The following is a 24,611-nucleotide window of genomic DNA, read 5'->3' on the forward strand; positions in this document are numbered from 1 at the left end:
CCAGGGATCTCCATGCTCCAGCGCCTGTTCGCCGCCTTCGCCCTCGCACTTGCCGCTCTCGCGTTCGGCATGCCCTCGCCGACGCTGGCCAAGACAGGCGGCGCGCAGGCGGCCAAGGAGCCGACCATCCAGCAGATCTACGAGGCGGCGGACAAGGGCCGTATGGATTCCGCCAACGCGATGATCGCGAAGGTGCTGAAGAGCCATCCCGAGAGCGCGAAGGCGCATTTCGTGCATTCGCAGCTGCTCGCGATGCAGGACAAGCTCGATGACGCAAGAGATGCGCTGGCCCGGGCCAGGGAGCTGTCGCCGGGCCTCAAGTTCGCGAAGGCCGAATCGGTCGCCAAGCTCGAGCGCACGCTGGAAAAGCCGGTGGAGATCGCGCCCGAAGCGCTGCCCGAACCGAGCCCCGTCGCCGCACCGGCTCCCGCTCCCGTGGTGACGGACTCCTTCCCGCCCACCGGCTCGATCCCCTGGGGGCCGATCGGCATCGTGGCGCTGATCGTCGTCGCCTACGTCCTCTTCCAGCGGCGTTCGCGCGCCGTCACCTTCCCGGTGCCGGCCGCCGCCGCGCCCGTCGAGGCGCCCCGGTTCTCGCGATCCACGAGCGATTCGTCGATGGGCCATGGCGCAGCGAGCGGCGACCGGGAATTTCCGGCCTCGCCGCCGCCCGGCCAGGGGTCGAACATCGGCGGCGCACTGGCGGCCGGTGCGGTGGCCGGCGTTGGCGCGGTGATCGTGGGCGAAGCGCTGCGCCAGGCCATGAACAACCGGAAGGAGCCGCGCGGAGGCAGCACGGTCAACATCTCCAACAACAGCCGCAGCAACAACGACCACATCGGCAGCAGCCTGTGGCCTTCGTCCGATCCGGCTCCGGACTCGGAGCGCCAGCCCGACCGCAGCTCCGTGGACAACGATTTCGGCATCAAGGACACGAGCTCGTGGGACGACTCGAGCAGCGGCAGCGATAGCGGTGGCAGCAGCGACAGCAGTAGCAGCGATAGCAGCAGCGACAGCAGTTCCAGCAGCAGCGACTGATAAACAAAAAAGCCCCCGTCCTTGTGGAACGGGGGCTTTTCGCTGCTCGATAGAACGTCTACATAGCAGAGGCTGGTGCGCGGGGCCGGACTCGAACCGGCACGTTCTTGCGAACGTCAGGACCTAAACCTGGTGCGTCTACCAATTTCGCCACCCGCGCGATGCCAATCTTTCAGGTGAATGCAAAAGCGGACGGCCTTGCGGCACCTCGGGAGTCCCTCGGGCCGAAGACCATCCGCTTGAAATCGGTCAGCTTTCGATTTTAAGCATGAATGGGGGCACCCTTCGGCACCTCCTGCTCACCCTGCCCGCCCGGCCCGCGCTTCACCCGGAATGCCGCGGCATACATCGCCGGCAGCGCCAGCAGCGTGAGCACCGTCGCCACGATCAGCCCGCCCATGATGGCCACGGCCATCGGCCCCCAGAACACGCTGCGCGAGAGCGGAATCATCGCCAGCACCGCAGCCGCCGCCGTCAGCACGATGGGGCGCAGGCGCCGCACCGCCGACTCGACGATCGCGTCCCACGCCGGCACGCCGGCCGCGCGGTCGCTCTCGATCTGGTCGATCAGGATCACCGCGTTGCGCTGGATCATGCCCATCAGCGCGATCACGCCCAGGAGCGCCACGAAGCCGAACGGCCGGTCCAGCACCAGCAGCGCGCCGGCGACACCCGCAATGCCCATCGGCCCGGTGATGAACACCAGCAGCGAGCGGCTGAAGCTGTGCAGCTGCAGCATCAGGAGCGTGAACACCAGGAACAGCATGATCGGCACGCCCGCCACGATGGAGGCCGAGCCCTTGCTGCTTTCCTCGACCGCGCCCGCCACTTCGATGCGGTAGGCGCCCTGCCCGGCCGCCAGCCAGCCGGCTTCGAGCTGGCGCAGCCTGGGCAGCAGTTGCTCGGTCACGGTCGCGCCCTGCAGGCCCTCGACCACGTCGCCCTGCACGGTGATCGCGTAGTCGCGGTTCTCGCGCCACATCACGCCGGGCTCCCAGGTGAACACCGGCCGGGCGATCTGCGTGAGCGGGATCGAGCGGCCCGAGCTGGTCGGGATGTAGGCGTTGGCGATGTCCGAGATGGCCTCGCGTTCGTCGGGCGACTGGCGCAGCACGATGTCGATCAGCAAGTCGTTCTCGCGGTACTGGCCCACGGTGGTGCCGCTGAACATCGTGCGCGAGGCCTGCGCGATGGCCTGACTGGTCACGCCGAGCGCGCGCGCCTTGGCCTGGTCGATCTCCAGGCGGATCACCTTCACCGACTCGTTCCAGTTGTCGTTCACGCCGCGCATGTTGGCGTTCTCGCGCAGCACGGCCTTCACCTCGTCGGCGTGCGCGCGCAGCTGCGCGGGCTCGGTGCCGATCACGCGGAACTGCACCGGATAGGGCACAGGCGGCCCGTTGGGCAGCAGCTTGACGCGGCCGCGCACCTCGGGGAATTCCTCGGCCAACAGCGCGGGCAGCCGCAACCGCAGGCGCTCACGCACCTTCAGGTCCTTGGCGAGCACGATGAGCTGCGACACGTTGGTCTGCGGGAACACCTGGTCCAGCGGCAGGTAGAAGCGCGGCACGCCCGAGCCGATCCAGGTGCTCACGGTCTTGACGCCTTCTTCCTTCATCACGCGCTGCTCGACGCGCCTGGCGACCTCTTCGTTGGCCGCGAACGAGGTGCCCTCGGGGAACCAGATGTCCACCATGATCTCGGGCCGGCTCGAATCGGGGAAGAACTGCTGCTGCACCTTGCCCATGCCGAAGATGCCGAGCGCGAACACCAGCACCGTCGCGCCGATGGTCAGCCACCGGTGCTGCACGCACCAGTCCACCGCGTGGCGAAAGCCGTTGTAGAACGGCGTGTCGAAGAGCTCGTGCGGCGGCGCATCGGGGTCGTGCGGCTTCACCTTGAGCAGCAGCGTGCCCAGGTACGGCACGAAGTACACCGAGACGATCCACGACAGCACCAGCGCGATCACCGTCACCGCGAAGATCGCGAAGGTGTACTCGCCCGTCACCGACTTGGCGATGCCGATCGGCAAAAATCCCGCGGCTGTGATCAGCGTGCCCGTGAGCATCGGCTTGGCCGTGACGTCGTAGGCGAAGGTGGCGGCACGCACCTTGTCGTAGCCCTCTTCCATCTTTCGCACCATCATCTCGACCGCGATGATCGCGTCGTCCACCAGCAGGCCCAGCGCGATGATCAGCGACCCCAGCGATATCTTGTGCAGCCCGATGCCGAAGTAGTTCATCGCAAGGAAGGTCACCGCCAGCACCAGCGGAATGGTGATCGCCACCACCAGCCCCGGCCGCACGTCGATGTACCAGCCGAAGCGCCCGCCCTTGTGCAAACCGAGCGCGATGATGCTCACCGCCAGCACGATGGCCACGGCCTCGATCAGCACGCCGACGAATTCGTTGACCGAACTGGCCACCGACACCGGCTGGTCCTGCACCTGCGCGAGCTTCACGCCGATGGGCAGGCGCTGGTCGATCTGCGCCGTGGCCACCTTCAGCGCCTTGCCCAGCGCGATGATGTCCCCGCCCTTGGCCATGGAGACGCCCAGCGCGATCACTTCCTTGCCCTGGTGGTGCACCTTGACGGCCGGCGGATCGATGTAGCCGCGGCGAATCTCGGCGATGTCGCCCAGCTTCAGCTGGTTGCCCGAGGTGCCGCGGATCGGCATGTCGCGCAGCTGGTCGACGCTGGTGAACTGGCCCGCCACGCGCACCTGCACCACATCGAGCGGCGACTGGATCGTGCCGGCGCTTTCCACCGCGTTCTGCGAGCCGAGCTGCGCGAGCACCGCGTTGAAGTCCAGCCCCAACTGCGCCAGGCGCTTCTGCGAGATCTCGACGTAGACCTTCTCGTCCTGCACGCCGAACTGGTCGACCTTGGCCACGTCCTTCACGCGCAGCAGTTGCTGGCGGGTTTCGTCGGCCAGCGTCTTGAGCTCGGCGTAGCTGAAGCCCTCGCTCTCCAGCGCGTAGATCACGCCATAGACGTCGCCGAAATCGTCATTGAAGAACGGCCCCTGCACGCCGGGCGGCAGCGTGTTGCGCATGTCGCCGATCTTCTTGCGCACCGTGTACCAGACGTTGGCCACGTCCGCGGCCTTGGAGGAGTCCTTGATCTGGAAAATGATCTGCGACTCGCCCGGCTTCGAATAGCTGCGGATCTTGTCGGCATAGGGCGCCTCCTGCAGCGTGCGTTCGAGCTTGTCGGTGACCTGCTCGGCCACCTGTTGCGCGGTGGCGCCGGGCCAGTAGGTGCGCACGACCATCGCGCGGAAGGTGAACGGCGGGTCTTCGTCCTGCCCGAGCTGGAAGTACGCGAAGGCGCCCAGCACCATCAGCACCACCATGAGGTAGCGCGTGAGCGGCGCGTGGTCCAGCGCCCATTTGGAGAGATTGAAGCCGGCTGGCTTGTCGGTGGGGTTCGCTGCGCCTTCCGTCATTTGGCGGCACCTGCAGCGATCTCCTTCTTGGTTGCGGCGACGGGCTCGACGGCCTGCACGACGTCCTTCGCATTGGCGGCGGCCGCGGCCGCCTCCTTGGACTGGTAGATGGTGACCTTCTGGCCCGGCGAGAGCACGTGCACGCCGGCGGCCACGACCATCATCCCCGGCGAAAGCCCCCCGCCGATCACGGCTTCGTTGCCGTCGGCGGTGGCCACTTGCACGGGCTGCGAGCGCACCGTCATCGTCGACTTGTCGAGCACCCAGACCGCCGTGCCCTTGCCTTCCTGGCGCAGGGCGCTGGTCGGCAGTTTCATCACGGCGGTGTTCGCGTGGGCCAGTGCCTGCGGGCGCGCGTAGACGGTGGCGCCCAGCGGCGGCGAGGTGGCCGCATCGATGGCGACCTTGACCGAATACGTGCGCGTGACGGCGTCGGCACTGGCCGCCACTTCGCGCACCTGCCCCTGCAATTCATCGCCGCCGGACCAGCCGCGCACCGTGACGGGCGAGCCGGGCTTGATCGCCTGGGCGCGGTCTTCGGGCACCGCGAACACCACGTCGCGCGCGCCGTCCTGTGCGATGCGCACGACCGGCGTGCCGGCCTGCACCACCTGGCCCGGCTCGGCCTCGATGGCGGTGATGACGCCGGCCACGTCGGCCACGAGCGTCGTGTAGTTCGCTTGATTGCCCTGCGAGGAGAGTTGGGCCTGCGCCTGTTCGAGCTGCGCCTGCGCGGCCTTCCAGGTGGTCTCGCGGCGCTCCAGCTCGGCGCCGCTGATGAAGTTTTGCTCGCGCAGTTCGCGGTAGCGCTTCAGGTCTGCGGCGGCCAGGTCGCGGTTGGTGAGCGCGGCGGCCTGCTGGGCGCGGGCGGCTTCGGCGGCCAGCTTGTAGTCCTGCGGATCGAGCTGCGCCAGCACCTGGCCGGCCTGCACGCGCTGGCCGAGATCGGCCTGGCGCCGGGTGATCTTTCCGGCCACGCGGAACCCGAGCCGCGATTCGACGCGGGCCCGGACCTCGGCCGAGAACTCGGGCTGGGCGTCGAAGTCGCTGGTGCCGACGGTCACCAGCTTCACCGCTCGCACGGGCTCCTCGGCGGCCGGCTTGGGCGAACAGCCGGCCAGGATCAGGGAGGGAATCAGCAGCCACAGGGTGCTGCGCACACGGGGAGGAAAAGTGGGAAAAGCGGCAGAGGCGGTCATGAGACACCCAAGAAAGGACAAACCCGGGCCTTTAATGACCCACTGGTTAGTAATCTAGGGTAAACGTTAAATACTGTCAATGACCCGCGGGTCAGTTGACGGTGTTTTCAGGTCCGCTGGCCCATCTCCACCAACCGGTTGTCGGGCAGCTCGAAGTAGTCCGACGCCCGCCCCGCATTGCGCTGCAGCCAGCCGAACAGCACGCGCCGCACCGGGTTCAGGCCCGGCAGGTTCTCCTCGCCCACCGAGGCGCGGGAGACGAAGTACGAGGTCTTCATCGAATCGATCGCCAGCGTCTTCTGGTAGGCCAGGATGCGGATGAATTCGGGCACGTCGGGCCGCTCCATGAAGCCGTGGCGCGCGGTGACCACCCAGATGCCCTCCATCAGCTGCTCCGCCTCGATGCGGATGCGCGCGTCCACGCGCGGCGTGTCGCAGGCCAGCACGCGCAGCACGATCACCTGGTCGTGCAGCACCTGGTTGTGCTTCAGGTTGTGCAGCAGCGCATGCGGGACCGCCGTGGCGTCGGGGTTCAGGAACACCGCGGTGCCGCTCACCCGGTGCGGCATGTGCTGCGCCAGCGATTCGATGAAGGGCCGCAGCGGCAGGCTCTCGGCGGCCGCGGCCTCCAGGCCCAGCCGCCGGCCCTTGGCCCAGGTGGTGAAAAGCACCATCACCACCGCCGCCACCGCCAGCGTGAGCCAGCCGCCCTCGGCCACCTTCAGGCTGTTGGCCACCACGAAGGTCAGGTCGACCACCGCGAAGGCCAGCACGCCCACCACCACCGCGACCTTGTTCCACTTCCACAGCCCCCAGGCGACGATGCCCGCGAGCAGCGTCGTCGTCACCATCGTGATCGACACCGCGATGCCGTAAGCCGCCGACAACGCGCCCGAGCTGCGGAAGCCCAGCACCAGCAGCAGCACGCCCACCATCAGCAGCCAGTTCACGGCCGGCACGTAGATCTGCCCGATGGCCGAGCCCGAGGTCTGCACCACCCGCATGCGCGGCAGGTAGCCCATGCGCATCGCGTGCGCCGTGAGCGAGAAGGCGCCGGAGATCACCGCCTGCGAGGCGATCACCGTGGCCATCGCGGCCAGCACCACCATCGGCAGCACGCCCCACGAGGGAAAGAGGCGGAAGAACGGGTTGTCGATGGCCGCCGGATTCGCCAGCACCAGCGCCCCCTGCCCAAAGTAGTTCAGCACCAGTCCCGGCAGCGCGATGAAGAGCCAGGCGAGGCGGATCGGCTTCGCGCCGAAATGCCCCATGTCCGCATAGAGCGCCTCGCCGCCGGTGAATGCCAGGAACACCGCGCCCAGCACCGCGAGCGACTGCGCCCGGTGCTCGATGAGAAAGCCGAAGGCGCGCCGCGGATCGAGCGCCGCCAGCACCTGCGGCTGCTGCAGCACCTGCCAGAGGCCCGCCGCGGCCAGCACGATGAACCACAGCAGCATCACCGGCCCGAAGATCTTGCCGACCACGCCGGTGCCCTTCTTCTGCACCATGAAGAGCGCGATCAGGATGACGACCGTGATCGGGATCACCGCGCGCTGCAGCACCGGCGCCTGCACCTCCAGCCCCTCGACCGCCGAGAGCACCGAGATGGCCGGCGTGATCAGGCTGTCGCCATAGAACATGGCCGCGCCCACCAGGCCCAGCAGGCCGATCGCGTTCCACACCCAGGGCCTGGTCTTGGGCCCCGCGACCGCGCTGCGCGCGAGCGCCTGCAGCGCGAGGATGCCGCCTTCGCCGTCGTGGTCGGCGCGCAGCACGAACACCACGTACTTCAGCGTCACCACGAACATCAGGCCCCAGAAGATCAGCGACAGCAGCCCCAGCACCGAGTCGGGCGAGAACGGCACGCCGTGCTCGGGGTTCATCGTTTCCTTGAAGGCGTAGAGCGGCGAGGTGCCGATGTCGCCGAACACGACGCCGAGCGCGGCAATCATCAGTCCGGGCCCTGCCGGATGTCCTGCTCCGCCTTGCGCTGGAATCTGGGCCGTGGGGGCCGGGGCCGGTGCGTTCATGGGCGAGCTGTTCGAAGTGGCAACGCACCGAGCATAAGTGCCGGGCATCGTCTCGCGGACAATCGTGGCGTGTCCGCCACTCCCCACCAAGCCGCCCCGCCGGCGCACTACGAAAACTTTCCGGTCGCCTCGTGGCTCTGCCCGCCGCACCTGCGCCCGCCGATTGCCGCGATCTACCACTTTGCGCGCACCGCCGACGACATCGCCGACGAAGGCGATGCGTCGCCCGACCAGCGCCTGGCCGAGTTGCGCGCCTACCGGGGCGAACTGGCCGCCGCCGCGCAGGGCGAGGCGCTCGCCGCGTCGCGCTGGCCGCACGTCTTCGGCCCGCTCGCCCACAGCATCGCGCAGTACGGCCTCCCCGAAAACCTGCTCGCCGACCTGCTGAGCGCCTTCATGCAGGACGTCGAGAAGACCCGCGACAACGGCACTTACGCCGACCGCGCCGAGCTGCTCGACTACTGCCGCCGCTCGGCCAACCCGGTCGGGCGGCTGCTGCTGCATCTCTACGGCGTGCACGATGCACAGGCGCTGGCGCAGAGCGACGCCATCTGCAGCGCGCTGCAGCTCATCAACTTCTGGCAGGACCCGAGCGTGGACCTGCCGCGCGGGCGCTTCTACTTTCCGTTGACCGACTGCGCCCGGCGCGGGCTCACGCGCGAGCATTTCAAGGTGTTCGCGCCGCTCTCGGCCGCGCCGCCGCCGCAGGAGGCCATCAACCTCGTGTCGATCGTGTCCTTCTGGGCCCGCGAGCTCATGGACGAAGGCGCGCCGCTGGTGCATCGCCTGCCGGGCCGCGCGGGCTGGGAGCTGCGCCTGGTCGTGCAGGGGGGCCTGCGCATCCTGGACAAGATCACCGACCTGGGCTTCGACACCTTCTCCCAGCGCCCCACGATCGGCAAGGCCGATGCGCCCGTGCTGCTCTGGAAGACGCTGCGGATGCGGAGACAATGGCGCCCCATGAAAGCAGCGCCTCCCCGATGAATCCCGAGCAATACGTGCAAGACAAGGCCGCCGCCTCGGGCAGCAGTTTCTATTACGCCTTCCTGTTCCTGCCCAAGCCGCGCCGCGCCGCGATCACGGCGTTCTATGCCTTCTGCCGCGAGGTCGACGACGTGGTCGACGAGGTCACCGACCCCGGCGTGGCCGCCACCAAGCTCGCCTGGTGGCGCACCGAGGTCGCCCAGGCCTTCGCGGGCACGCCGCGCCACCCGGTGATGCTGGCGCTGATGCCGCACGTCGCGGCCTACGGCATCCAGGCGCGCCAGCTGCACGAGGTGATCGACGGCTGCCAGATGGACCTGGACCAGACCCGCTACCTCGACTTCCCCGGCCTCGCGCGCTACTGCCACCTGGTGGCCGGCGTGGTGGGCGAGGTCGCGGCGCGCATCTTCGGCCAGACCGATCCCCAGACCACCGCCTACGCCCACAAGCTGGGCCTGGCGCTGCAGCTCACGAACATCCTGCGCGACGTGGGCGAAGACGCCTTGCGTGGCCGCATCTACCTGCCGGTCAACGAACTGCAGCAGTTCGACGTGAAGGCGCACGAGATCCTGAACCGTGTGCACTCGGACCGCTTCGTGGCGCTCATGAAGTTCCAGGCGCAGCGCGCGCATGCCGCCTACGACGAGGCGCTCGCCCTGTTGCCGGTGGCCGACCGCCGCACGCAGAAGCCCGGCCTGATGATGGCCAGCATCTACCGCACGCTGCTGCGCGAGATCGAACGCGACGACTTCCAGGTGCTGAACCAGCGCGTGAGCCTGACGCCCGTTCGCAAGTTCTGGCTCGCATGGAAAGTCCAGGCCCTGGGGCGGATTTGAAGACAGCCGTCATCGGCGCCGGCTGGGCCGGCCTCGCCTCTGCGGTCGAGGCCACGCGGCTCGGCCATGCCGTCACGCTGTTCGAGGCCGCACCCATGCCGGGCGGACGCGCGCGGCGCGTCGACCACATGCACGGGATGGCGCTGGACAACGGACAGCACATCCTGATCGGTGCCTACACGGCCACGCTGAAGCTGATGCGCGAAGTCGGTGTCGATGTGGAGAAGGCACTGCATCGCCTGCCGCTCTCGCTGCGATTCGCCGACGGCGGCGGGCTCAAGCTGCCGCGGCTGCCTGCGCCGCTCGATCTGCTGACGGGCATCTTCACGGCGCGGGGCTGGACATGGCGTGACAAGTCCTCGCTGCTGCGCACCGCCATCGGATGGCGCCTTTCCGGCTTCCGCTGTGCAAGCACAACCTCGGTGGCCGACCTGTGCACAAACCTCACGCCGCGCGTGATGCAGGAGCTGATCGAGCCGTTGTGCGTCTCGGCGCTCAACACGCCGGTACCCCAATCAAGCGGCGAAGTGTTCCTGCGCGTGCTGCGCGACGCGCTCTTCAGCGGCAGCGGTGGTGCGGACCTGCTGCTGCCGCGTGTGGACCTCGGTGCGCTGTTCCCGGATGCCGCGATGGCGTGGCTGGCGAAGCACGGCGCCACGCTGCGCATCGGCACGCGCGTGCGCGCCATCGCACCCGAGGCCGGGCAATGGCGCGTCGACGACGAAACCTTCGACCGGGTCGTCCTGGCCTGCGCACCCTGGGACGCCGCGCGGCTCGTTCGTGCATCGGGCTTGCCGGCCGACAGCTGGTGCGAAACCACCGAGGCATTGCGCTTCGAAGCCATCGCCACGGTCTATGTGCGCGGCGCCTCGAAGCTGGCGGAGCCGATGCTGGCATTGCGCAGCGATCCGGCCACGGCGCCCGCACAGTTCGTGTTCGACCGCGCCCAGCTCGACGGACCGGATGGCGTGCTCGCGTTGGTCGTCAGCGCCAACGAGGCATCGCGCGAAGTGCTCGAAGCGCAGGTGATCGCGCAGGCTGCAGGGCAATTGGGGCAGACCTCACTGGAGATCATTCAGACCGTCGTCGAGAAGCGCGCCACCTTCGCCTGCACACCCGCGCTCGCACGGCCGCCGATGCGCATCGCGCCCGGCCTGCAGGCCTGCGGCGACTACACCGAAGGCCCCTACCCCGCCACGCTCGAAGGCGCCGTACTCAGCGGACTGGCCGCCGCCAAGGCATCGATCACCCCATGACCGGACTGCGCTACCTCGACTTCGACTACAGCGAAGACACCGAAGGCCACGGCACCTTCGATGCCATGGCCTCGATCTCGCCAGAGAAAGTACCCGAGGTGCATGCAGAGATCGAACAGGTGCTCGCCTGGGCGGAAGCCGAGTTTCCGAATGCGCGCGGCGCATTGGACGAAGGCGCGACCTGGGACTTCGACCTGCAGGAAACGCGCGAAGACCCGCGCTTCACCACCCTCACCTTCTCGCTCGGCGGCACGGCGGACTTCTGCGCCGCGTTGCGCGAGCAGTTCGCGCTCGACTGATCTCGATCAGGCCGCCTTGCCGGGCAGGCGCAGCAAGCTCAAGCCCAGCAGCACGAAGGCGCCGCCGGAGACGCGGTTGAAGAGCTTCGAGCGGCGCGGGTCGGACAACTGCTTCTTCAATATCCGCGCGAGCAGCACATAGAACGCGTGCGACAGCACCGAGCCCGCGGCGAAGGTGGCCGTCAGCACCGCGAACTGCCCGAGGATCGGCGCGTCGTGCATGAGGAACTGCGGGAACAGCGCCGAGAAGAAAAGGATGCCCTTGGGATTGGTGAGCGCCACGGTCACGCCGTTGCCGAACAGGCGCCATGCGGCGCGCGGCGCGGCGGGCGCACCGGTTGCGGCCAGGTCGGAGAACACGCTGGCCCGGTTGCGCCACTGCTTCACGCCCAGGTAGATGAGGTAAGCCGCACCGGCCACCTTCAGCACCATGAACGCGGAGGCCGAGGTCGTCAGCACCACGCCCAGCCCCGCCATCGCGGCCGCCGACACCATGAACAGGCCCACCGCATTGCCCAGCGAACTGATCATCGCGCGTCGCGGGCCCACGGCGATCGAGTTCGAGACCGCGAGCAGCACGGCCGGGCCGGGGGTGAAGGCGACGAGCAGCGTCACGCCGCAGAAGATGAGCCAGTTGGAGAGGTGCACTTTCGGAGTTCCTGCGCGAAAGGTGATCGAGGGATGCGGAGACGGGGGAGCGGGAAACTATAGTCCGACGGCCCGCCGCCCGCCAGGGCCGCGCCAATTGCCCTTCACCCCTGGACAAAGAACATGGTCACCTGCTACCTGCGCTACATCGTCGACGCCTACAAGCTCAAGGAATTCGAGCACTACGGCAAGCTCTGGATTCCGCTGGTCGAGAAGTTCGGCGGCACGCACCACGGCTACTTCCTGCCCTCGGAAGGCGCCAACGACGTGGCGCTGGCGATGTTCAGCTTCCCGAGCCTCGCGGCCTACGAGAAGTACCGCGCCGACTCGATGCAGGACCCCGAGTGCCAGGCCGCGTTCAAGTACGCGCAGGACACGCGCTGTTTCCTCAGCTACGAGCGCAGCTTCTTCAGGCCCGTCTTCGAATAAGGCTCAGGCGCCCAGCGCCACGCACAGCGCGTGCAGGTTCGGCACGATCAGCTGCGGCCGCGCGCCGTGCACCCAGGGGCGTTCGTCGCGCACCAGCCATGCGGCCTGCATGCCGGCGTTGAGCGCGCCGACCACGTCGAGCTCGGCGTCGTCGCCCACGTGCAGCACGTCCTTGGGCAAGAGGCCGACCGAGGCCGCGGCGGCGCGGAAGATCTGCGCATGCGGCTTGCCGCTGCCGAAGGCGCGCGCATTGAACGCAGTGCGGAACCAGCGGCCCACGCCGGTCTGGTGGATGTCGGCGTTACCGTTCGACACCGCGACCAGCGGATAGCGTTCGCTGAGCCACTTGAGCGCGGGCAGCGCATCGTCGTAGAGCGTCACGCGCTGGCGTTCGGCAAAGAAGGCATCGAACGCCGGATCGGCCAGCGCCGGGTCTTCACCCGCCCGCGTGAGCGCGGTGCGGATCGACTCGCGGCGCAGCGCACTCAGGTCATGCGCGAGGTCCGAGCGCTCCTTGGCGGTGGCCTCGCGCAGTTCGCGCAGGATGCCGGGCGTGAGCAGCAGCGAGGCGGTCTTGGGCGCCTCGCGCAAGAGCCATTCCTGCAGCACGGCTTCAGCACGTTCGATGGTCGGCCAGATGGGCCAGAGGGTGTCGTCCAGGTCGAGGGAGATCGCGGCGATGCGCTGGACGTCGAGCGGCGCGGCGCTCGCGGGCGCTGGGGGAGCGGAGGTCATGCCCGAGAATATCGCATGCCTCAAGCCCCGACGAATGCCATGACGAACGCCACGACGAACACCAGTTCCGCCAATGACCGCACCGCCGTGCTCTGGTGCAACCTGGGCTCTCCCGACGCCCCCACCGCCGCCGCCGTTCGCCCTTACCTCGCCGACTTTCTGGGCGATCCGCGCGTCGTCGAAATTCCGAAATTGCTCTGGGCGCTGATCCTGCACGGCATCATCCTGCGCACGCGGCCCGCCAAGTCCGCCGCCAAGTACGCGAGCATCTGGATGACCGAGGGTTCGCCGCTCAAGGTGTGGACGCAGAAGCAGGCGACGCTCCTGGCCGGCTGGCTCGGCGAGCGCGGCCACCGCGTCACGGTGCGCGATGCGATGCGCTACGCCAACCCATCGATCGCCTCGCGCCTGGACGCGCTGCAGTCCGAAGGCGCGACGCGCGTGCTGGTGCTGCAGGCCTATCCGCAGTACTCGGCCACCACCACCGCGAGCGTGATCGACGCGGTGAACGACTGGAGCCGCACGCAGCGCCGCATTCCCGAATTCCGCTTCGTCAACCAGTACCACGACGACCCCGGCTACATCGATGCGCTCGCGCAGGGCATCGAGCGCCACTGGAAGACCGAGGGCCGCGGCGAGGTGCTGTTGATGAGCTTTCACGGTATCCCCGCGCGCAACATCGCGCTCGGCGATCCGTACCAGGCGCAGTGCCTCGAAACCGCGCGCCTGCTCGCCGCGCGGCTCGGCCTTTCCAACGCGCAGTCCCGCGTCACCTTCCAGTCGCGCTTCGGCCGCGCCAAGTGGCTCGAGCCCTACACCGAGCCGACGCTGCGCGAGCTCGGCGCAAGCGGCGTGAAGCGCGTCGACGTGGTGTGCCCGGGCTTCCCGGCCGACTGTCTCGAGACGCTGGAAGAGATCGCCATGGAAGGCCGCGAGGCCTTCCTGCACGCGGGCGGCCAGGCGTTCAACTACATCCCCTGCCTGAACGACAGCCCGGCATGGATCACCGCACTCGCGGGCATCGCCGAGCGCAACCTCGCCGGCTGGCCGACCCGGTAACTCAGCCCGCGGCCTTGCGGGCCAGCAACGCCTGGATCGCGGCCTCCATCTCGGCGTACTCGCCCTCGCCGAAGTGCTGGCGCATCACCTGCCCCTTGCTGTCGACGAGATAGAACGCCGGCCAGTACTGGTTGTCGTAGGCCTTCCAGGTGGTGAAGCTGTTGTCCTGCGCCACTGGGTAGCGGATGTTGAAGCGCTCGATCGCGTCCTGCACGTTGCGGGTCGATCGCTCGTAGGCGAACTCCGGCGAGTGCACGCCGACGACGACGAAGCCCTGGTCCTTGTACGTCTCGTACCAGCGCACCACGTGCGGCAGTGTGCGGATGCAGTTGATGCAGGTGTAGGTCCAGAAGTCGACCAGCACCACCTTGCCCGCGAGGCCCTGCATCGTGAGCGGTCCCGAGTTGAGCCACTTCTCGATGCCCGCGAACTCGGGCGCGCGGCCGTAGTCCTTCAGGCCCGGCGATGCGGCGAGCGCACCCTGCATCGGCCAGCAGGCGGCCGCAGCCACGCTCGCACCCAGTCCTGAAAACGCCCTTCTCGACAGCAGCTTGCCCATGATCGCAACCCCATTCGTGTCAGACCGACAGCGGTCTGGCGCGATTGTTGGGCGCGCGCCGGGCCGGCGCGCATGTGTCACGGCAATTTGAAGTTTGTCGCGAAGCCGTGACGAACGGCGCTCTCAAGCCGATGTGGCTTTGCCACTTGACTTGATCCCCTGCGGGGACGGGCTGGGCGCAGCCCAGCCCTGGGGGCACTCAGAACTTGCCGAGGTAATCCAGCTTGCCGACCGGCATGCCGCTGTGGCGCAGCACGTCGTAGGCCGTGGTCACGTGGAAGAAGAAGTTGGGCAGCGCGAACTGCAGCAGGTAGCGCTGCGCCGTGAAGTGCGCTTCGCCTTCGCGCTGCTTGATGGTCACGGGGCGTTCCTCCTGGCCGTCGATCAGCGCACGGTCGATGGTCGCAAGGAAATCCTGCGTCTTGCGGACGCGGGCCACGAGATCGTCCCAGGTCTTTTCCTCGTCGGGGAAGCTGGGCGCCGTGATGCCCGCGATGCGCGCTGCGCCGAGCTTGGAGGCGTCGCTCGCGCGCTGGACCTGGCCGGCCAGCGTGAGCATGTCGGGCGCCAGGCGCGCATCGACCAGCGTGGCGGTGTCGATGCCGTTGGCCTTGGCGTGCGCCAGGCTCTTGTCGAACAGGTGGATGAGCTGGCCGAGTCCGCGGGTGAAGACCGGGACCGAAATGTCGTACATCGAGAGCGCCATGGTGAGGTGAGCCTTGTAGTGGTTGAAGCCGCGGCGATTGTGCTGCCGCCCTGCGTTCAGCGACCGGCGGCGCGGATAAACCCCTCGATGGGCTCCAGTTGTTCGGGCACGTTGAGCGCGGGCGCGTGGCCGCACCCCTGGATTTCGATGACCTGCAGCCGCCCCTCGGCGCCCGGCCCCCGGCGCCGCATCTCCTCGACCGCCTCGGGCAGCACCAGGTCCGACTCGGCGCCGCGCAGGCACAGCACCGGCACCTCGATCGCGTCGTAGTGCGGCCAGATCAGGTAGTCGTTGTCGTGCGCGCTGAACTGCTTGACCATCGCCGGGTCGTAGTGCGGCGTCACGCGGCCGTCGGGCAGGCGGCGGGTGGAGCTTTCGGTGAGGCGGCGCCATTGCGCATCGCTCAGCCATCCGTAGGGCTTGTAGACGGTGCGGAAGAACGCCTCCAGCTCGGCCACCGTGTCGAACGAAGGCGGCTGGCCCGCATAAGCACGGATGCGCTCGATGGCGGCCTCTGCGAGCTGCGGCGCGTTGTCGTTGAGCGTGAGGCTCGCGATGCGCGCCTTCATGCGCGGCTCGAACAGGCCCGAGGCGCAGACCATGCCGATCGCGCCGCCCATCGAGGTGCCGACCCAATGCACGCGACCCAGGCGCAGCTCGTCGCACAGCGCGTTCGCGAGCTTTGCATAGAACGAGAGCTGGTACTCCTCGTCGGGCAACGGGCTCCATTGGCTCAGGCCCCGGCCGATGGTGTCGGGGCAGATCACGCGAAAGCCCCGCGAGGCAAAGTGCTGCGCCAACTCGTCCATGTCACGGCCGGTGCGCGCGAGACCATGCCAGGCGATGACCACCGGCGCATCGGGCGCACCCCATTCGAGCCAATGGATCTCGCGCCCGACAAGTTCCGCGTAGTGCGATGTGGGAATGAGGAGCGCGCTCATCGTGCCGCCCTCGCCCGCAGCTTGCCGACGATGCCGGTCGGAAAGTAATACACCGACAGCACGAACAGCACACCGAGCCACAGCAGCCAGCGGTCCGGCGACAGCAGCGCCGCGAGCCACGGCAGCCCGCTCGCCGCCTCGCTGCCCAGGCGCAGCAGGTCCTGCAGATAGCTCTGCGCCACCACGAACAGCACCGCGCCGATGGCCGCGCCGTAGATGGTGCCCATGCCGCCGATCACCACGATCAGGAGCACGTCGATCATGATCTCGAAGCTCAGCGAGGTGTCGGGCCCGTTGTAGCGCAGCCAGATCGCGAGCATCGCGCCCGCCAGCGTGGCGAAGAGCGCCGACAGCACGGCTGCCGTCGTGCGGTACACCACCACGCGGTAGCCGATGGCCTCGGCGCGGAACTCGTTCTCGCGGATCGCCTGCAGCACGCGGCCGAAGGGCGAGTTCACGATGCGCAGCAGCGCCAGCACCAGCACCACGGCCGCGACGAACAGCAGGTAGTAGCAAAGCAGCCGCCCATCGAGCGAGACGCCGAGGAACGGCTCCTCGGCAAACTCGAAGCTCGGCGAAATCAGCTCGGGCAGCTTGAACGTCAGACCGTCCTCGCCGCCGGTGAAATCCGACAGCTGCGAGGCCAGCGTCTGGAACGCCGAGGCCACCGCCAGCGTGATCATCGCGAAGAAGATCGCGCGCACCCGCAACGAGAACAGGCCAATGGCGAACGAGAGCACCAGCGAGATCGCGAGCGATGCACCCAGTCCCACGAGCACCGCGCCCCAGTTGGGTCCGAGCCGCGAAGCGGAAATCGCGATGCCGTACGCACCGATGCCGAAGAACATCGTGTGCGCGAAGCTCACGATGCCGGTGTAGCCCAGCAGCAGGTCGAAGCTCGCGACCAGCACCACGAACACCAGGATCTTGGCCGCGACGCTGAGCGCCTTCACGCCCGGGAAGATGAACGGCGCGAAGGCCAGCGCGATGAACAGCGCCACGAGCAGCAGCGCCAGCAGGCGGCTGCGCGGCATGTCGTTGGAGAGAAGTCGTTTCAGGAACATGAGCGTCTTCTTCCTCAACGGTTCGCCACGGGGTACACGCCCTGCGGACGCCACAACAGCACCGCCACCATCAGGAAGATGCTCGCGAACTGCGTGACCGTGGGCAGCAGGAAGCCGATGTAGTTGGTCATGAGGCCCACGAGCAGCGCGCCGATGAGCGCCCCGCCCGTCGAACCGAGCCCGCCGATGATGATGACGATGAAGATCAGCACGTTGACCTGCGCGCCCATCTGCGGCACGAGGTTCTGCTGGAACAGCCCCCACATCACGCCGCCCAGGCCCGCGAGCGCGCTGCCCACCACGAACACGCCGACGAAGAGCCGGCCGATGCGGTAGCCGAGCGACTCGACCATCTCGCGGTCCTGCACGCCGGCGCGGATCAGGAGACCGATCTTGGTGCGGCCGAGCGTCCATGCGAGAACACCGAAAACCACGATGCCCACGGCCACCGCGAGCAGCCGGTACTTGCTGATCGCCGCATCGCCCACCAGCAGCGAGCCGCGCAGCGCCTCGGGCAAAGGCAGCGGCACCTGCGCCGGGCCCCAGATCACCTTGATGAGCTCCTCGCCGATGATCATGCCGCCCATGGTGATGAGGATCTGCTTCAGGTGCTGGCCGTACACCGGCCGCACGATGAAGCGCTCGAAGGCAAACCCGACCGCGCCCGCGACGGCCATCGCGACCAGCATCGCGGGAAACACAGCCACGAGGTTGCGCCAGAGTTCCTGCGAACCGGTCCAGTCGCCCATGAGGCCGAGCACGCTGCTCGCCACGAAGGCGCCGAGCGCGATGAACACGCCGTGGCCGAAGTTCAGCACGTCCATGAGGCCGAACACCAGCGTGAGGCCCGAGGCGATGATGAAGATGATCATGCCCATCGCCAGGCCCGCGACCGTGAGCGTGAGCCAGGTCGAGAAGGAGCCCGTGAGCGGCAGCGCGACCAGCGCGAGCACGGGAGCCAGCAGCAGCGGCTTCCAGTCGAAGTCGAGTTTCATAGAGCCAGTCCGAGCAGCGATTGCTGCAGTTGCGCATCGGCGGAGAACGCCGCCATCGAGCCGCTGTGCACCACGCGGCCGTTGTCCATCACCGCGACGTTGTCGCCCAGGCGCTGGGCGAAGTTGATGTTCTGCTCCACCAGCAGGATCGTCACGCCGCTGCGCTTGAGCTCGGCGAAGGCGTCGATCATGTTGTTGATCATCACGGGCGCGAGGCCCTTGCTGGGCTCGTCGATCAAGAGCAGCTCGCGCGGCTCGACGATGGCGCGCGAGACGGCCAGCATCTGCTTCTGGCCGCCCGAGAGCTTGCCCGCCGGGTGGTTCCAGAACTTCTCGACCGCGGGGAAGAGCTTGAAGATCCACTTCAGCCGCACATCGTCGATCTGCGCGGCGTTCTTGGCGCCCCGCGCGGCGAGCAGCATGTTCTCTTTCACCGTGAGGTCCGAGAAGATGCCCATGTTCTCGGGCACGTAGGCAATGCCCAGGCCCGCGATCTGCGGCGTCTGCAGCGCGGTGATGTCCTTGTCGCCGAAGCGCACCCGGCCTTGCGATGCATGCCACAGGCCCATGATGGTCCGCAGCGTGGTCGTCTTGCCCGCGCCGTTGCGGCCCAGCAGCATGGTGAGCTGGCCCTTGGGCACGGCGAGGTCCACACCGTGCAGGATGTGATACGCCCCGATGTGCGTCTGCACGCCTTCGAGGGTCAACAAGTTGGTGTTCATCAGAAGACCTCCGTGCTTCGCACTGCGGTGCGAGCTTGCTTGGGGCGGCCCGGCGCTGCGCTCATGCTGCCTCCTTCGCGATGCCCAGGTAGGCTTCCTGCACCACCGGCGAGGCGATCACCTCGGCCGGTTCGCCATCGGCCACCAGCGTGCCGTTGTGCAGCACGATGATGCGGTCCGCGAGCTCGCGCACCACGTCCATCTTGTGCTCGACCAGGAGGATGGTCTTGGTCTTGTCCTGCTTGAGCTTGCGGATGAGGTCCAGGATGACCGGCGCCTCGGCCGCGTTCATGCCGGCCGTGGGCTCGTCGAACATGAAGACCTTGGGCTCCAGTGCCATCAGCAGCGCCACCTCCAGCTTTCGCTGGTCGCCGTGCGGCAGGCTCGCGACCGTGGCGTGCTCCCGCGATTTGAGCGCCACGTCCGCGAGGATCTGGTCCGCGCGCTCGGTCAGCGCCTTGTGGTCGCTCCAGATGCTCCAGAGGTTCAGGCCCCGCCGGTGCGCGCCCTCGCGCGTGGCCTGCACCGCCAGGCGCACGTTCTCCAGCACCGAGAGGTTGGGGAACAGGTTGGTGAGCTGGAAGGCCCGCCCGAGCCCCGCGTGCGTACGCGCGGACGGCGACAGGCCCGAGAGCGATTGCCCGTCGAGCGACACCGTGCCGGCGCTCGCCTTGAGCTGCCCCGAGATCAGGTTGAAGTAGGTGGTCTTGCCCGCCCCGTTGGGGCCGACGATGGCCGTCAGCGTGCCCGGCGCAAAAGCGCAGCTCACGCTGTTGACGGCCACGTGTCCCCCGAAGCGGATGGTCAGATCTAGCGTCTCAAGCATCGTTGGTCATTGCGAAAAGAAAAGAGTGTCGATCTCGACCGGCCTCAACAGGTGCCGATCACGTAGTAGTTCGGGCCGGTCTGCTTCAGCGTGGTGGTGACGTAGATGTTCCACAGCCCCATGGCCTGCGCCGAGCCGTAGGCATACGTCAGGCCCCACAACGCATAGGCGCGCCCGGCCAGGGTGTGCGCATAGTTGCTCGCGGTGTAGCAGGTGCCGCCGGTGCCGCCCGAGGTGGTGGTGCCGGTGGCCGCCGTCGACATCGCGCCCTGCGCGTTGCTCGCGTCCAGCGCGGCCACGGTCCAGCTGTAGGTGGTGGAGGCGGCCAGGCCGGTGTCGGTGTAGTTGGTGCCGGCAACGGGCGCCGCGTTGACCTTGCTGCCGCCGCGGTATACGTTGTAGCCGGTGGCGCCCGAGACACCCGCCCAGCCGATCACCATGCTGCTGGCGGTCGCGCCCGAGGTGCCCACGCCGGTAGGCGCCGGCAGCGACGAGCCGCCGCCCGAGCTGGTCACGCGGTCGACCATGGCCTTCATCGCCACCATCTGCGGGCCCGACTTCTTCGCGTAGTTCGCGTTGTCGTAGCCCCACCAGTCCCAGCAGCTGTTGGTGGCCGCGGTGCTGGTCTGCGGATAGATGAGCACGATGTTGTTGGTGTCGGCCCAGCGGTTGTAGCCGGTCTTCTTCACGTACTGGTCGCCCACGTCGGTGTAGTTCTGCTTGCAGCCGTGCAGCACCAGGTGCACGCGGCACGAGGTGGTGGTGCAGGCCTGCGGCACGTAGATCCAGCCGGTGGCGGCCGCGCCGTGGCCGGTGATGAACTCCGACTGGTTGAACTCGGTGAAGGTGCCGCCCAGCGTGCCGTTGTTGCGCGGGTTCAGCGGGCCGTACAGGTGCGTCAAGATCTCGCCCGCGAGGTCGAAGCCGCAGTTGTTGATGTAGGGCGAGGCGGTGGTGCTGCAGGCGCCGCCGTAGTCGTCGGTGACCATCGCGTGGCCCGCGCCCAGGTTGTTTTTGTAGACCGTGTTGGCTGTAGGCACGAAGCTCTGGTAATAGGTCTTCAGGTCGTCCATCACCGCCTGCTTGACGGTGTTGTCCGCGGTGCCGGAGAACAGGTAGACCTTGGAGCCGGTCAGGTTCGAGACCGGGTCGATCGCGCCGCTCGCGGCCCAGCTGTTGGTGGTGCTCACGAGCGTGGACACCGGGATGCTGGTGCTGTGCGTCATGCAGCGCCCCGTGGCATTGAGCACCGAGCCTTCGGCGCAGTAGTACGGCCCGCCGGCCACGACGCCGGCACCGCGCTTGAACGTGGCCGAATAGGCCACGTGCAGTTGCACCGCCATGAAGCCGCCGGCCGAGAGGCCGGACACACTGACCTCCGCCGGATTGGCGTTGAGCGCGGGCAACGGCACCGCCGCCACTGCGGCATGCGCCGCCACCGTCATTGCCGCAGCCGCGGCCAGTCCCTTCCAGTTCCTTCTCATCGCTTGCATCGCTGTCTCCTAGTGTTGTGGGTATCGAACGCTTGCTTGCAGACTGACGAATCGGCCGTGGAAACGCGCCGGCTTGCGCGGACGCAGGCTGGCGCTTCGCCCGGCGGCCATCCGGGGCGAAAGGAGATGCGGCCGTCCTCAGGGCCGCGGCATCGGGTGGGCGCTCAGCGCTTGTTTTTGATGGGGATGTCCATCTCTTCGGGCTTGATCTCGTGGACCAACTCGGGCACGCCCCAGGCGAACGCGGGGTCCACCTTGATCTTGAAGTGGTACATCGACTGCATCGCCTGGTGGTCTTCCTTGCGGAAGGTCATCTTGCCCTTGGGCGTGTCGAAGCTCATGCCCTCCATCGTGCTGATGAGCTTGTTGGTGTTGGTGTCGCCGCCCGTCTTCTTCAGCGCCGTCACCACCGCCATCGCGGCCGAGAAGCCGCCCGCGGTAAAGAAATCCGGCGGGGTCTTGAACTGCTTGTAGTGCGCCGAGACCATCGCCTCGTTCACCGGGTTCTTCGGGATGCCGAAGTAGTAGTACGCCGCGCCCTCCATGCCCGGCAGCGCCTTGTACGCGGCCATCGCCGGCAGGATGTTGCCGCCGGTGGCGATCTCGATGTTGTAGCGCTTCAGATCGAGGTCGACGATCTTGAACGGGTTGCCCGCGCCGGCCCAGACGATCCAGATGATCTTGCGGCCCGGCTGGTCCTTCAGCTTGTCGATCAGGCGCTGCGCGCCGGCGGTGAAGTCGGTGGTCGCGGGCGGCAGGTACTCCTCGTGCACCAGCTTCGCCTTCTTGAGCGCGGCGCCGAAGGCCTTCACGCCATCGCGGCCGAAGGCGTTGTCCTGCGCGAGCGTGGCGACGGTGACGCCGGCCTTGTCGACCGCCACCGCATTGGAGATCGCGTCCTGGCTCGAATTGCGGCCGGTGCGGAAGATGTATTTGTTCCACTTGTCGCCGGTGATCGAGTCGGCCACGGCGGGCTCGACCAGCAGGATCTTCTTGTATTCCTCGGCCACGGGCAGCATTGCCAGTGCCACGCCCGAAGCGGTCGGGCCGACGGCCAGCGCGGCCTTGTCATCCGAATACGCGGCGGCCAGCAGCGACTTGCCCAGGTCCGGCTTGCCCTGGTCGTCCTTCTCGATGACCACCAGCTTCTTGCCGTTGACCTCCATCGTGCCGCCGGTGGCGTAGTCCAGGCCCATCATGAAGCCGGTCTGCGTCTGCTTGCCGTAGGCCTCCAGCGCGCCGGTCTTGCTGTAGATGTGGGCGATGCGGATTTCGTTGGACTGGGCCCAGGCGGGGGCGGCAGCGGCGCAGGCGGAAAGCGCAGCCAGCGCGACGAGGTGGCGACGGATCATCGTTATGTCTCCTGAAAGTGGTGACTGAATATTGCACAGTTCGTGCCACGCACCCAACTCATTGATAACAAAGGTTTCTTCATTGGGAAGAAGCCCTCGGCGCCTGATTTCAGAACACTTGTCGTGTCTGAATTTCAGACGACTGTCTTTTTATCAGTCAGGGTTTGCCAGAAGCCTGCCGCACCGCGATCCAGCGCTGGAATTCGCGCTCGGCCTGCATGCGGAATTCGTTGCGCGTGTGGTTGCAGACGGCATGGGCCAGGCGCCGGTGCTTCTGCGTGCGCAGGCCGCCCAGGGTCGAGTCGACGAGGTGCTCGATGGTCGCGGACTCAGGCCTGCCGTGCGGCTCCTCGAAGTCCATGGGGAGGCCGCACCAGTGGCAGTTGGGGCCGAAGGTGGAACGCAGGGCTCGGACGCTCACGGCTGCCCCTGGTTCGTCATGCGCTCGTACAAGGTCGCGCGCGAAATGCCGAGCAGCCGCGACGTGGCGAGCTTGTTCCCGCCCGTGCTGGCCATGGCCGCTGCGATGGCCTTGCGCTCCAGTTCCGCGATCTGCTGCGCCAGTGGGCGCAGCAGCGCCGCCTCTTCATCGCCGCCCGCATGCGACAGATCAGGCAGCTCGATCTGCTCCAGCCCGGCTTCGCGCAGGATGCGCTCGAGCTGCACGGCGTCGATGCGTTGCGAGTCGCTGCGCATGGTCACCTGCTCCAGCACGTTGCGCAATTCGCGGATGTTGCCGCGCCAGTGCTGGCCCGCGAGCAGCGCGAGTGCGTCGGGTGTGAGTTCGGGCGGCGCCTCGCCGCTGCGCAGCGCCATGTCTTCGCCGAGCGCCTCGACCAGCGCCGGGATGTCGCTGCGACGCTCCCGCAACGGCGGCACGCGCAACGGCAGCACGTTGAGCCGGTAATAGAGGTCTTCGCGAAAGAGGCCGCGCCGCACCAGCTCGGGCAGGTCGCGCGAGGTGGCGGCGATCACGCGCGCATCGAAGGGCACGAGCTTGTTGGAGCCGAGCGGCTCGATCTCGCCCTCCTGCAGCGCGCGCAGCAACTTGGCCTGCAGGCCGAGCGGCATGTCGCCGATCTCGTCGAGAAAGAGGCTCCCGCCGTCGGCCAGCTTGAACTTGCCTTCGCGCCCTCGCCGGTCCGCGCCGGTGAAGGCGCCGGGCGCGAAGCCGAAGAACTCGGCTTCGAGCAGCGTGTCGGGCACGGCGGCGATGTTGACGCTGACGAACATGCCCTTGGCGCGCGCCGACGACGCATGGATCGCGTGGGCCAGCAGTTCCTTGCCGGTGCCGGTCTCGCCCAGCAGCAGCACCGGGCTGGCGGACTGCGCCGCGCGACGCGCATGGCGCTTCACTTCCACCGCCGCAGGGCTGCTGCCGATGAAGCTCGCGAAGGTGTACTTGGAGCGGCGCTGCCCGTCGGGCGCGTGCTGGTACAGAGGATTGTTGCGCTGGCTCGCGAGTTCGCGCCGCGCATCGTCCAGGTCGCGCTGCAGCAGCGCGAACTTGCTGATGAGCGGCTGCAGCGTGGTCTCGGGCTGGTCGAACAGCACGATGCCGATGGCGCCGATCACATCGCCCGCTCCGCCTTCGAGGCCGTCGCTCTCCGCACGCAGCGGAATGCGGCTGACCACGAAGGTGCCCGCCTTGTTGGTCAACAGGTCCACCAGGATCGGCTCGCCGGTCTCGAGCACGCGGCGCATCTGCGTGTTGGGGATCACGTCCTCGACCATGTGCCCCTGGAACTGGTCGATTGACGAGAACCCCAGCGCCGGCAGGAAGCGCCGGTAGCCTTCGTTCACCCACACGATGCGCCCACTGCTGTCCACCAGGAACATGCCCTGGCTGATACTGGAGAACAGATGGAACATCGAGCGCGCGGCGAGCGCGAGGATGCCCTCTGCATCGAGGGGCAAGGCGGGAGAAGCGGCTGGGGCAGCAGGCATGGGCGGATCGTACTGTGCATCGGCCCCGGCAAATCCGGCATGGAT

The 24,611-nt window shown here is 67.8% G+C and carries 23 protein-coding genes and 1 tRNA gene; 7 read left to right on the forward strand and 17 right to left on the reverse strand.

The features are described from left to right. The first annotated feature begins 12 nt into the window (after window positions 1-12). Window positions 13-1,038, forward strand: coding sequence for a tetratricopeptide repeat protein (locus BM133_RS09475; RefSeq protein WP_093433242.1), 1,026 nt, complete (start codon window positions 13-15; stop codon window positions 1,036-1,038). A gap of 73 nt (window positions 1,039-1,111) precedes the next feature. Here BM133_RS09475 and BM133_RS09480 read toward each other — a convergent pair. The 4 genes from BM133_RS09480 to BM133_RS09495 form a co-directional block, all read right to left on the reverse strand. Further along, window positions 1,112-1,198, reverse strand: a tRNA-Leu gene (locus tag BM133_RS09480). Window positions 1,199-1,300: 102 nt separating this feature from the next. Further along, window positions 1,301-4,486 carry an efflux RND transporter permease subunit gene (locus tag BM133_RS09485; RefSeq protein WP_093433244.1) on the reverse strand — a complete coding sequence of 1,062 codons (3,186 nt, stop codon included), beginning with the start codon at window positions 4,484-4,486 and terminating at the stop codon, window positions 1,301-1,303. Further along, window positions 4,483-5,685 (reverse strand): efflux RND transporter periplasmic adaptor subunit, encoded by a 1,203-nt coding sequence (locus tag BM133_RS09490; RefSeq protein WP_093433245.1) that lies wholly within the window; start codon window positions 5,683-5,685, stop codon window positions 4,483-4,485. Before BM133_RS09490 ends, BM133_RS09485 begins: the two co-directional genes overlap by 4 nt. 107 nt (window positions 5,686-5,792) lie before the next feature. Beyond that, on the reverse strand, window positions 5,793-7,637 hold the full coding sequence (locus tag BM133_RS09495; protein WP_093433246.1) for a potassium transporter Kup: 1,845 nt from the start codon (window positions 7,635-7,637) through the stop codon (window positions 5,793-5,795). 147 nt (window positions 7,638-7,784) lie between these two features. Here BM133_RS09495 and hpnC point away from each other — a divergent pair, with 147 nt between their 5' ends. The 4 genes from hpnC to BM133_RS09515 are packed head-to-tail and all read left to right on the forward strand — an operon-like array spanning window position 7,785 to window position 11,090. Then, the gene (gene hpnC / locus BM133_RS09500; protein ID WP_093433248.1) at window positions 7,785-8,699 is read left to right on the forward strand and encodes a squalene synthase HpnC; all 915 of its coding nucleotides are present in this window, start codon (window positions 7,785-7,787) and stop codon (window positions 8,697-8,699) included. Further along, the gene (gene hpnD, locus BM133_RS09505) at window positions 8,696-9,535 is read left to right on the forward strand and encodes a presqualene diphosphate synthase HpnD (RefSeq protein ID WP_093433249.1); all 840 of its coding nucleotides are present in this window, start codon (window positions 8,696-8,698) and stop codon (window positions 9,533-9,535) included. Before hpnC ends, hpnD begins: the two co-directional genes overlap by 4 nt. After that, window positions 9,532-10,791, forward strand: a complete 1,260-nt coding sequence (gene hpnE, locus BM133_RS09510) for a hydroxysqualene dehydroxylase HpnE (RefSeq protein WP_256219107.1) — start codon at window positions 9,532-9,534, stop codon at window positions 10,789-10,791. The genes hpnD and hpnE overlap by 4 nt, the downstream gene beginning before the upstream one ends. Then, window positions 10,788-11,090 (forward strand): hypothetical protein, encoded by a 303-nt coding sequence (locus BM133_RS09515; RefSeq protein WP_093433252.1) that lies wholly within the window; start codon window positions 10,788-10,790, stop codon window positions 11,088-11,090. Before hpnE ends, BM133_RS09515 begins: the two co-directional genes overlap by 4 nt. A 6-nt stretch (window positions 11,091-11,096) precedes the next feature. Here BM133_RS09515 and BM133_RS09520 read toward each other — a convergent pair whose 3' ends face one another. Beyond that, window positions 11,097-11,738: a LysE family translocator gene (locus tag BM133_RS09520; RefSeq protein WP_093433254.1), complete on the reverse strand. Its 642-nt coding sequence runs from the start codon at window positions 11,736-11,738 to the stop codon at window positions 11,097-11,099. Window positions 11,739-11,861: 123 nt separating this feature from the next. Between BM133_RS09520 and BM133_RS09525 the strand changes: the two genes are divergently transcribed. Beyond that, on the forward strand, window positions 11,862-12,167 hold the full coding sequence (locus BM133_RS09525) for an NIPSNAP family protein (RefSeq protein ID WP_093433255.1): 306 nt from the start codon (window positions 11,862-11,864) through the stop codon (window positions 12,165-12,167). A 3-nt stretch (window positions 12,168-12,170) separates the two neighbouring features. On the opposite strand, the gene BM133_RS09530 is transcribed toward BM133_RS09525, so the two are convergent. Then, window positions 12,171-12,902: an HAD family hydrolase gene (locus BM133_RS09530; protein WP_093433257.1), complete on the reverse strand. Its 732-nt coding sequence runs from the start codon at window positions 12,900-12,902 to the stop codon at window positions 12,171-12,173. A 39-nt stretch (window positions 12,903-12,941) separates the two neighbouring features. Here BM133_RS09530 and hemH point away from each other — a divergent pair, with 39 nt between their 5' ends. After that, window positions 12,942-13,961, forward strand: a complete 1,020-nt coding sequence (gene hemH / locus BM133_RS09535; protein ID WP_093433259.1) for a ferrochelatase — start codon at window positions 12,942-12,944, stop codon at window positions 13,959-13,961. 1 nt (window position 13,962) lies between these two features. On the opposite strand, the gene BM133_RS09540 is transcribed toward hemH, so the two are convergent. From BM133_RS09540 to BM133_RS09590, 11 genes are all read right to left on the reverse strand, one after another. Beyond that, window positions 13,963-14,520 (reverse strand): thioredoxin family protein, encoded by a 558-nt coding sequence (locus BM133_RS09540; protein WP_093433261.1) that lies wholly within the window; start codon window positions 14,518-14,520, stop codon window positions 13,963-13,965. Between the two features lie 199 nt (window positions 14,521-14,719). After that, window positions 14,720-15,226, reverse strand: coding sequence for a DUF1993 domain-containing protein (locus BM133_RS09545; protein ID WP_093433263.1), 507 nt, complete (start codon window positions 15,224-15,226; stop codon window positions 14,720-14,722). Window positions 15,227-15,282: 56 nt separating this feature from the next. After that, complete coding sequence (locus BM133_RS09550; protein WP_093433265.1) at window positions 15,283-16,167, reverse strand: alpha/beta fold hydrolase; 885 nt, start codon at window positions 16,165-16,167, stop codon at window positions 15,283-15,285. Beyond that, a complete protein-coding gene (locus BM133_RS09555; RefSeq protein WP_093435208.1) occupies window positions 16,164-17,231 on the reverse strand; it encodes a branched-chain amino acid ABC transporter permease in 1,068 nt (355 codons plus the stop codon). Before BM133_RS09555 ends, BM133_RS09550 begins: the two co-directional genes overlap by 4 nt. Before the next feature lie 14 nt (window positions 17,232-17,245). Next, on the reverse strand, window positions 17,246-18,226 hold the full coding sequence (locus tag BM133_RS09560) for a branched-chain amino acid ABC transporter permease (protein ID WP_093433267.1): 981 nt from the start codon (window positions 18,224-18,226) through the stop codon (window positions 17,246-17,248). Continuing rightward, entirely contained in the window at window positions 18,223-18,951 is a 729-nt protein-coding gene (locus BM133_RS09565) for an ABC transporter ATP-binding protein (protein ID WP_093433269.1), read from the reverse strand. The genes BM133_RS09560 and BM133_RS09565 overlap by 4 nt, the downstream gene beginning before the upstream one ends. A 58-nt stretch (window positions 18,952-19,009) precedes the next feature. Next, window positions 19,010-19,774 carry an ABC transporter ATP-binding protein gene (locus BM133_RS09570; RefSeq protein ID WP_093433271.1) on the reverse strand — a complete coding sequence of 255 codons (765 nt, stop codon included), beginning with the start codon at window positions 19,772-19,774 and terminating at the stop codon, window positions 19,010-19,012. A 44-nt stretch (window positions 19,775-19,818) separates the two neighbouring features. Continuing rightward, on the reverse strand, window positions 19,819-21,267 hold the full coding sequence (locus BM133_RS09575) for an extracellular catalytic domain type 2 short-chain-length polyhydroxyalkanoate depolymerase (RefSeq protein WP_093433273.1): 1,449 nt from the start codon (window positions 21,265-21,267) through the stop codon (window positions 19,819-19,821). Window positions 21,268-21,431: 164 nt separating this feature from the next. Continuing rightward, window positions 21,432-22,619, reverse strand: coding sequence for a substrate-binding domain-containing protein (locus BM133_RS09580; RefSeq protein WP_093433275.1), 1,188 nt, complete (start codon window positions 22,617-22,619; stop codon window positions 21,432-21,434). 157 nt (window positions 22,620-22,776) lie between these two features. Then, on the reverse strand, window positions 22,777-23,040 hold the full coding sequence (locus BM133_RS09585; RefSeq protein ID WP_093433277.1) for a hypothetical protein: 264 nt from the start codon (window positions 23,038-23,040) through the stop codon (window positions 22,777-22,779). After that, window positions 23,037-24,566 (reverse strand): sigma-54 interaction domain-containing protein, encoded by a 1,530-nt coding sequence (locus tag BM133_RS09590; protein ID WP_093433279.1) that lies wholly within the window; start codon window positions 24,564-24,566, stop codon window positions 23,037-23,039. The genes BM133_RS09585 and BM133_RS09590 overlap by 4 nt, the downstream gene beginning before the upstream one ends. Between the last annotated feature and the right edge of the window lie 45 nt (window positions 24,567-24,611).

The sequence above is a fragment of the Variovorax sp. 770b2 genome, from assembly GCF_900115685.1.
In the GTDB taxonomy this organism is placed as follows: Bacteria; Pseudomonadota; Gammaproteobacteria; order Burkholderiales; family Burkholderiaceae_C; genus Variovorax.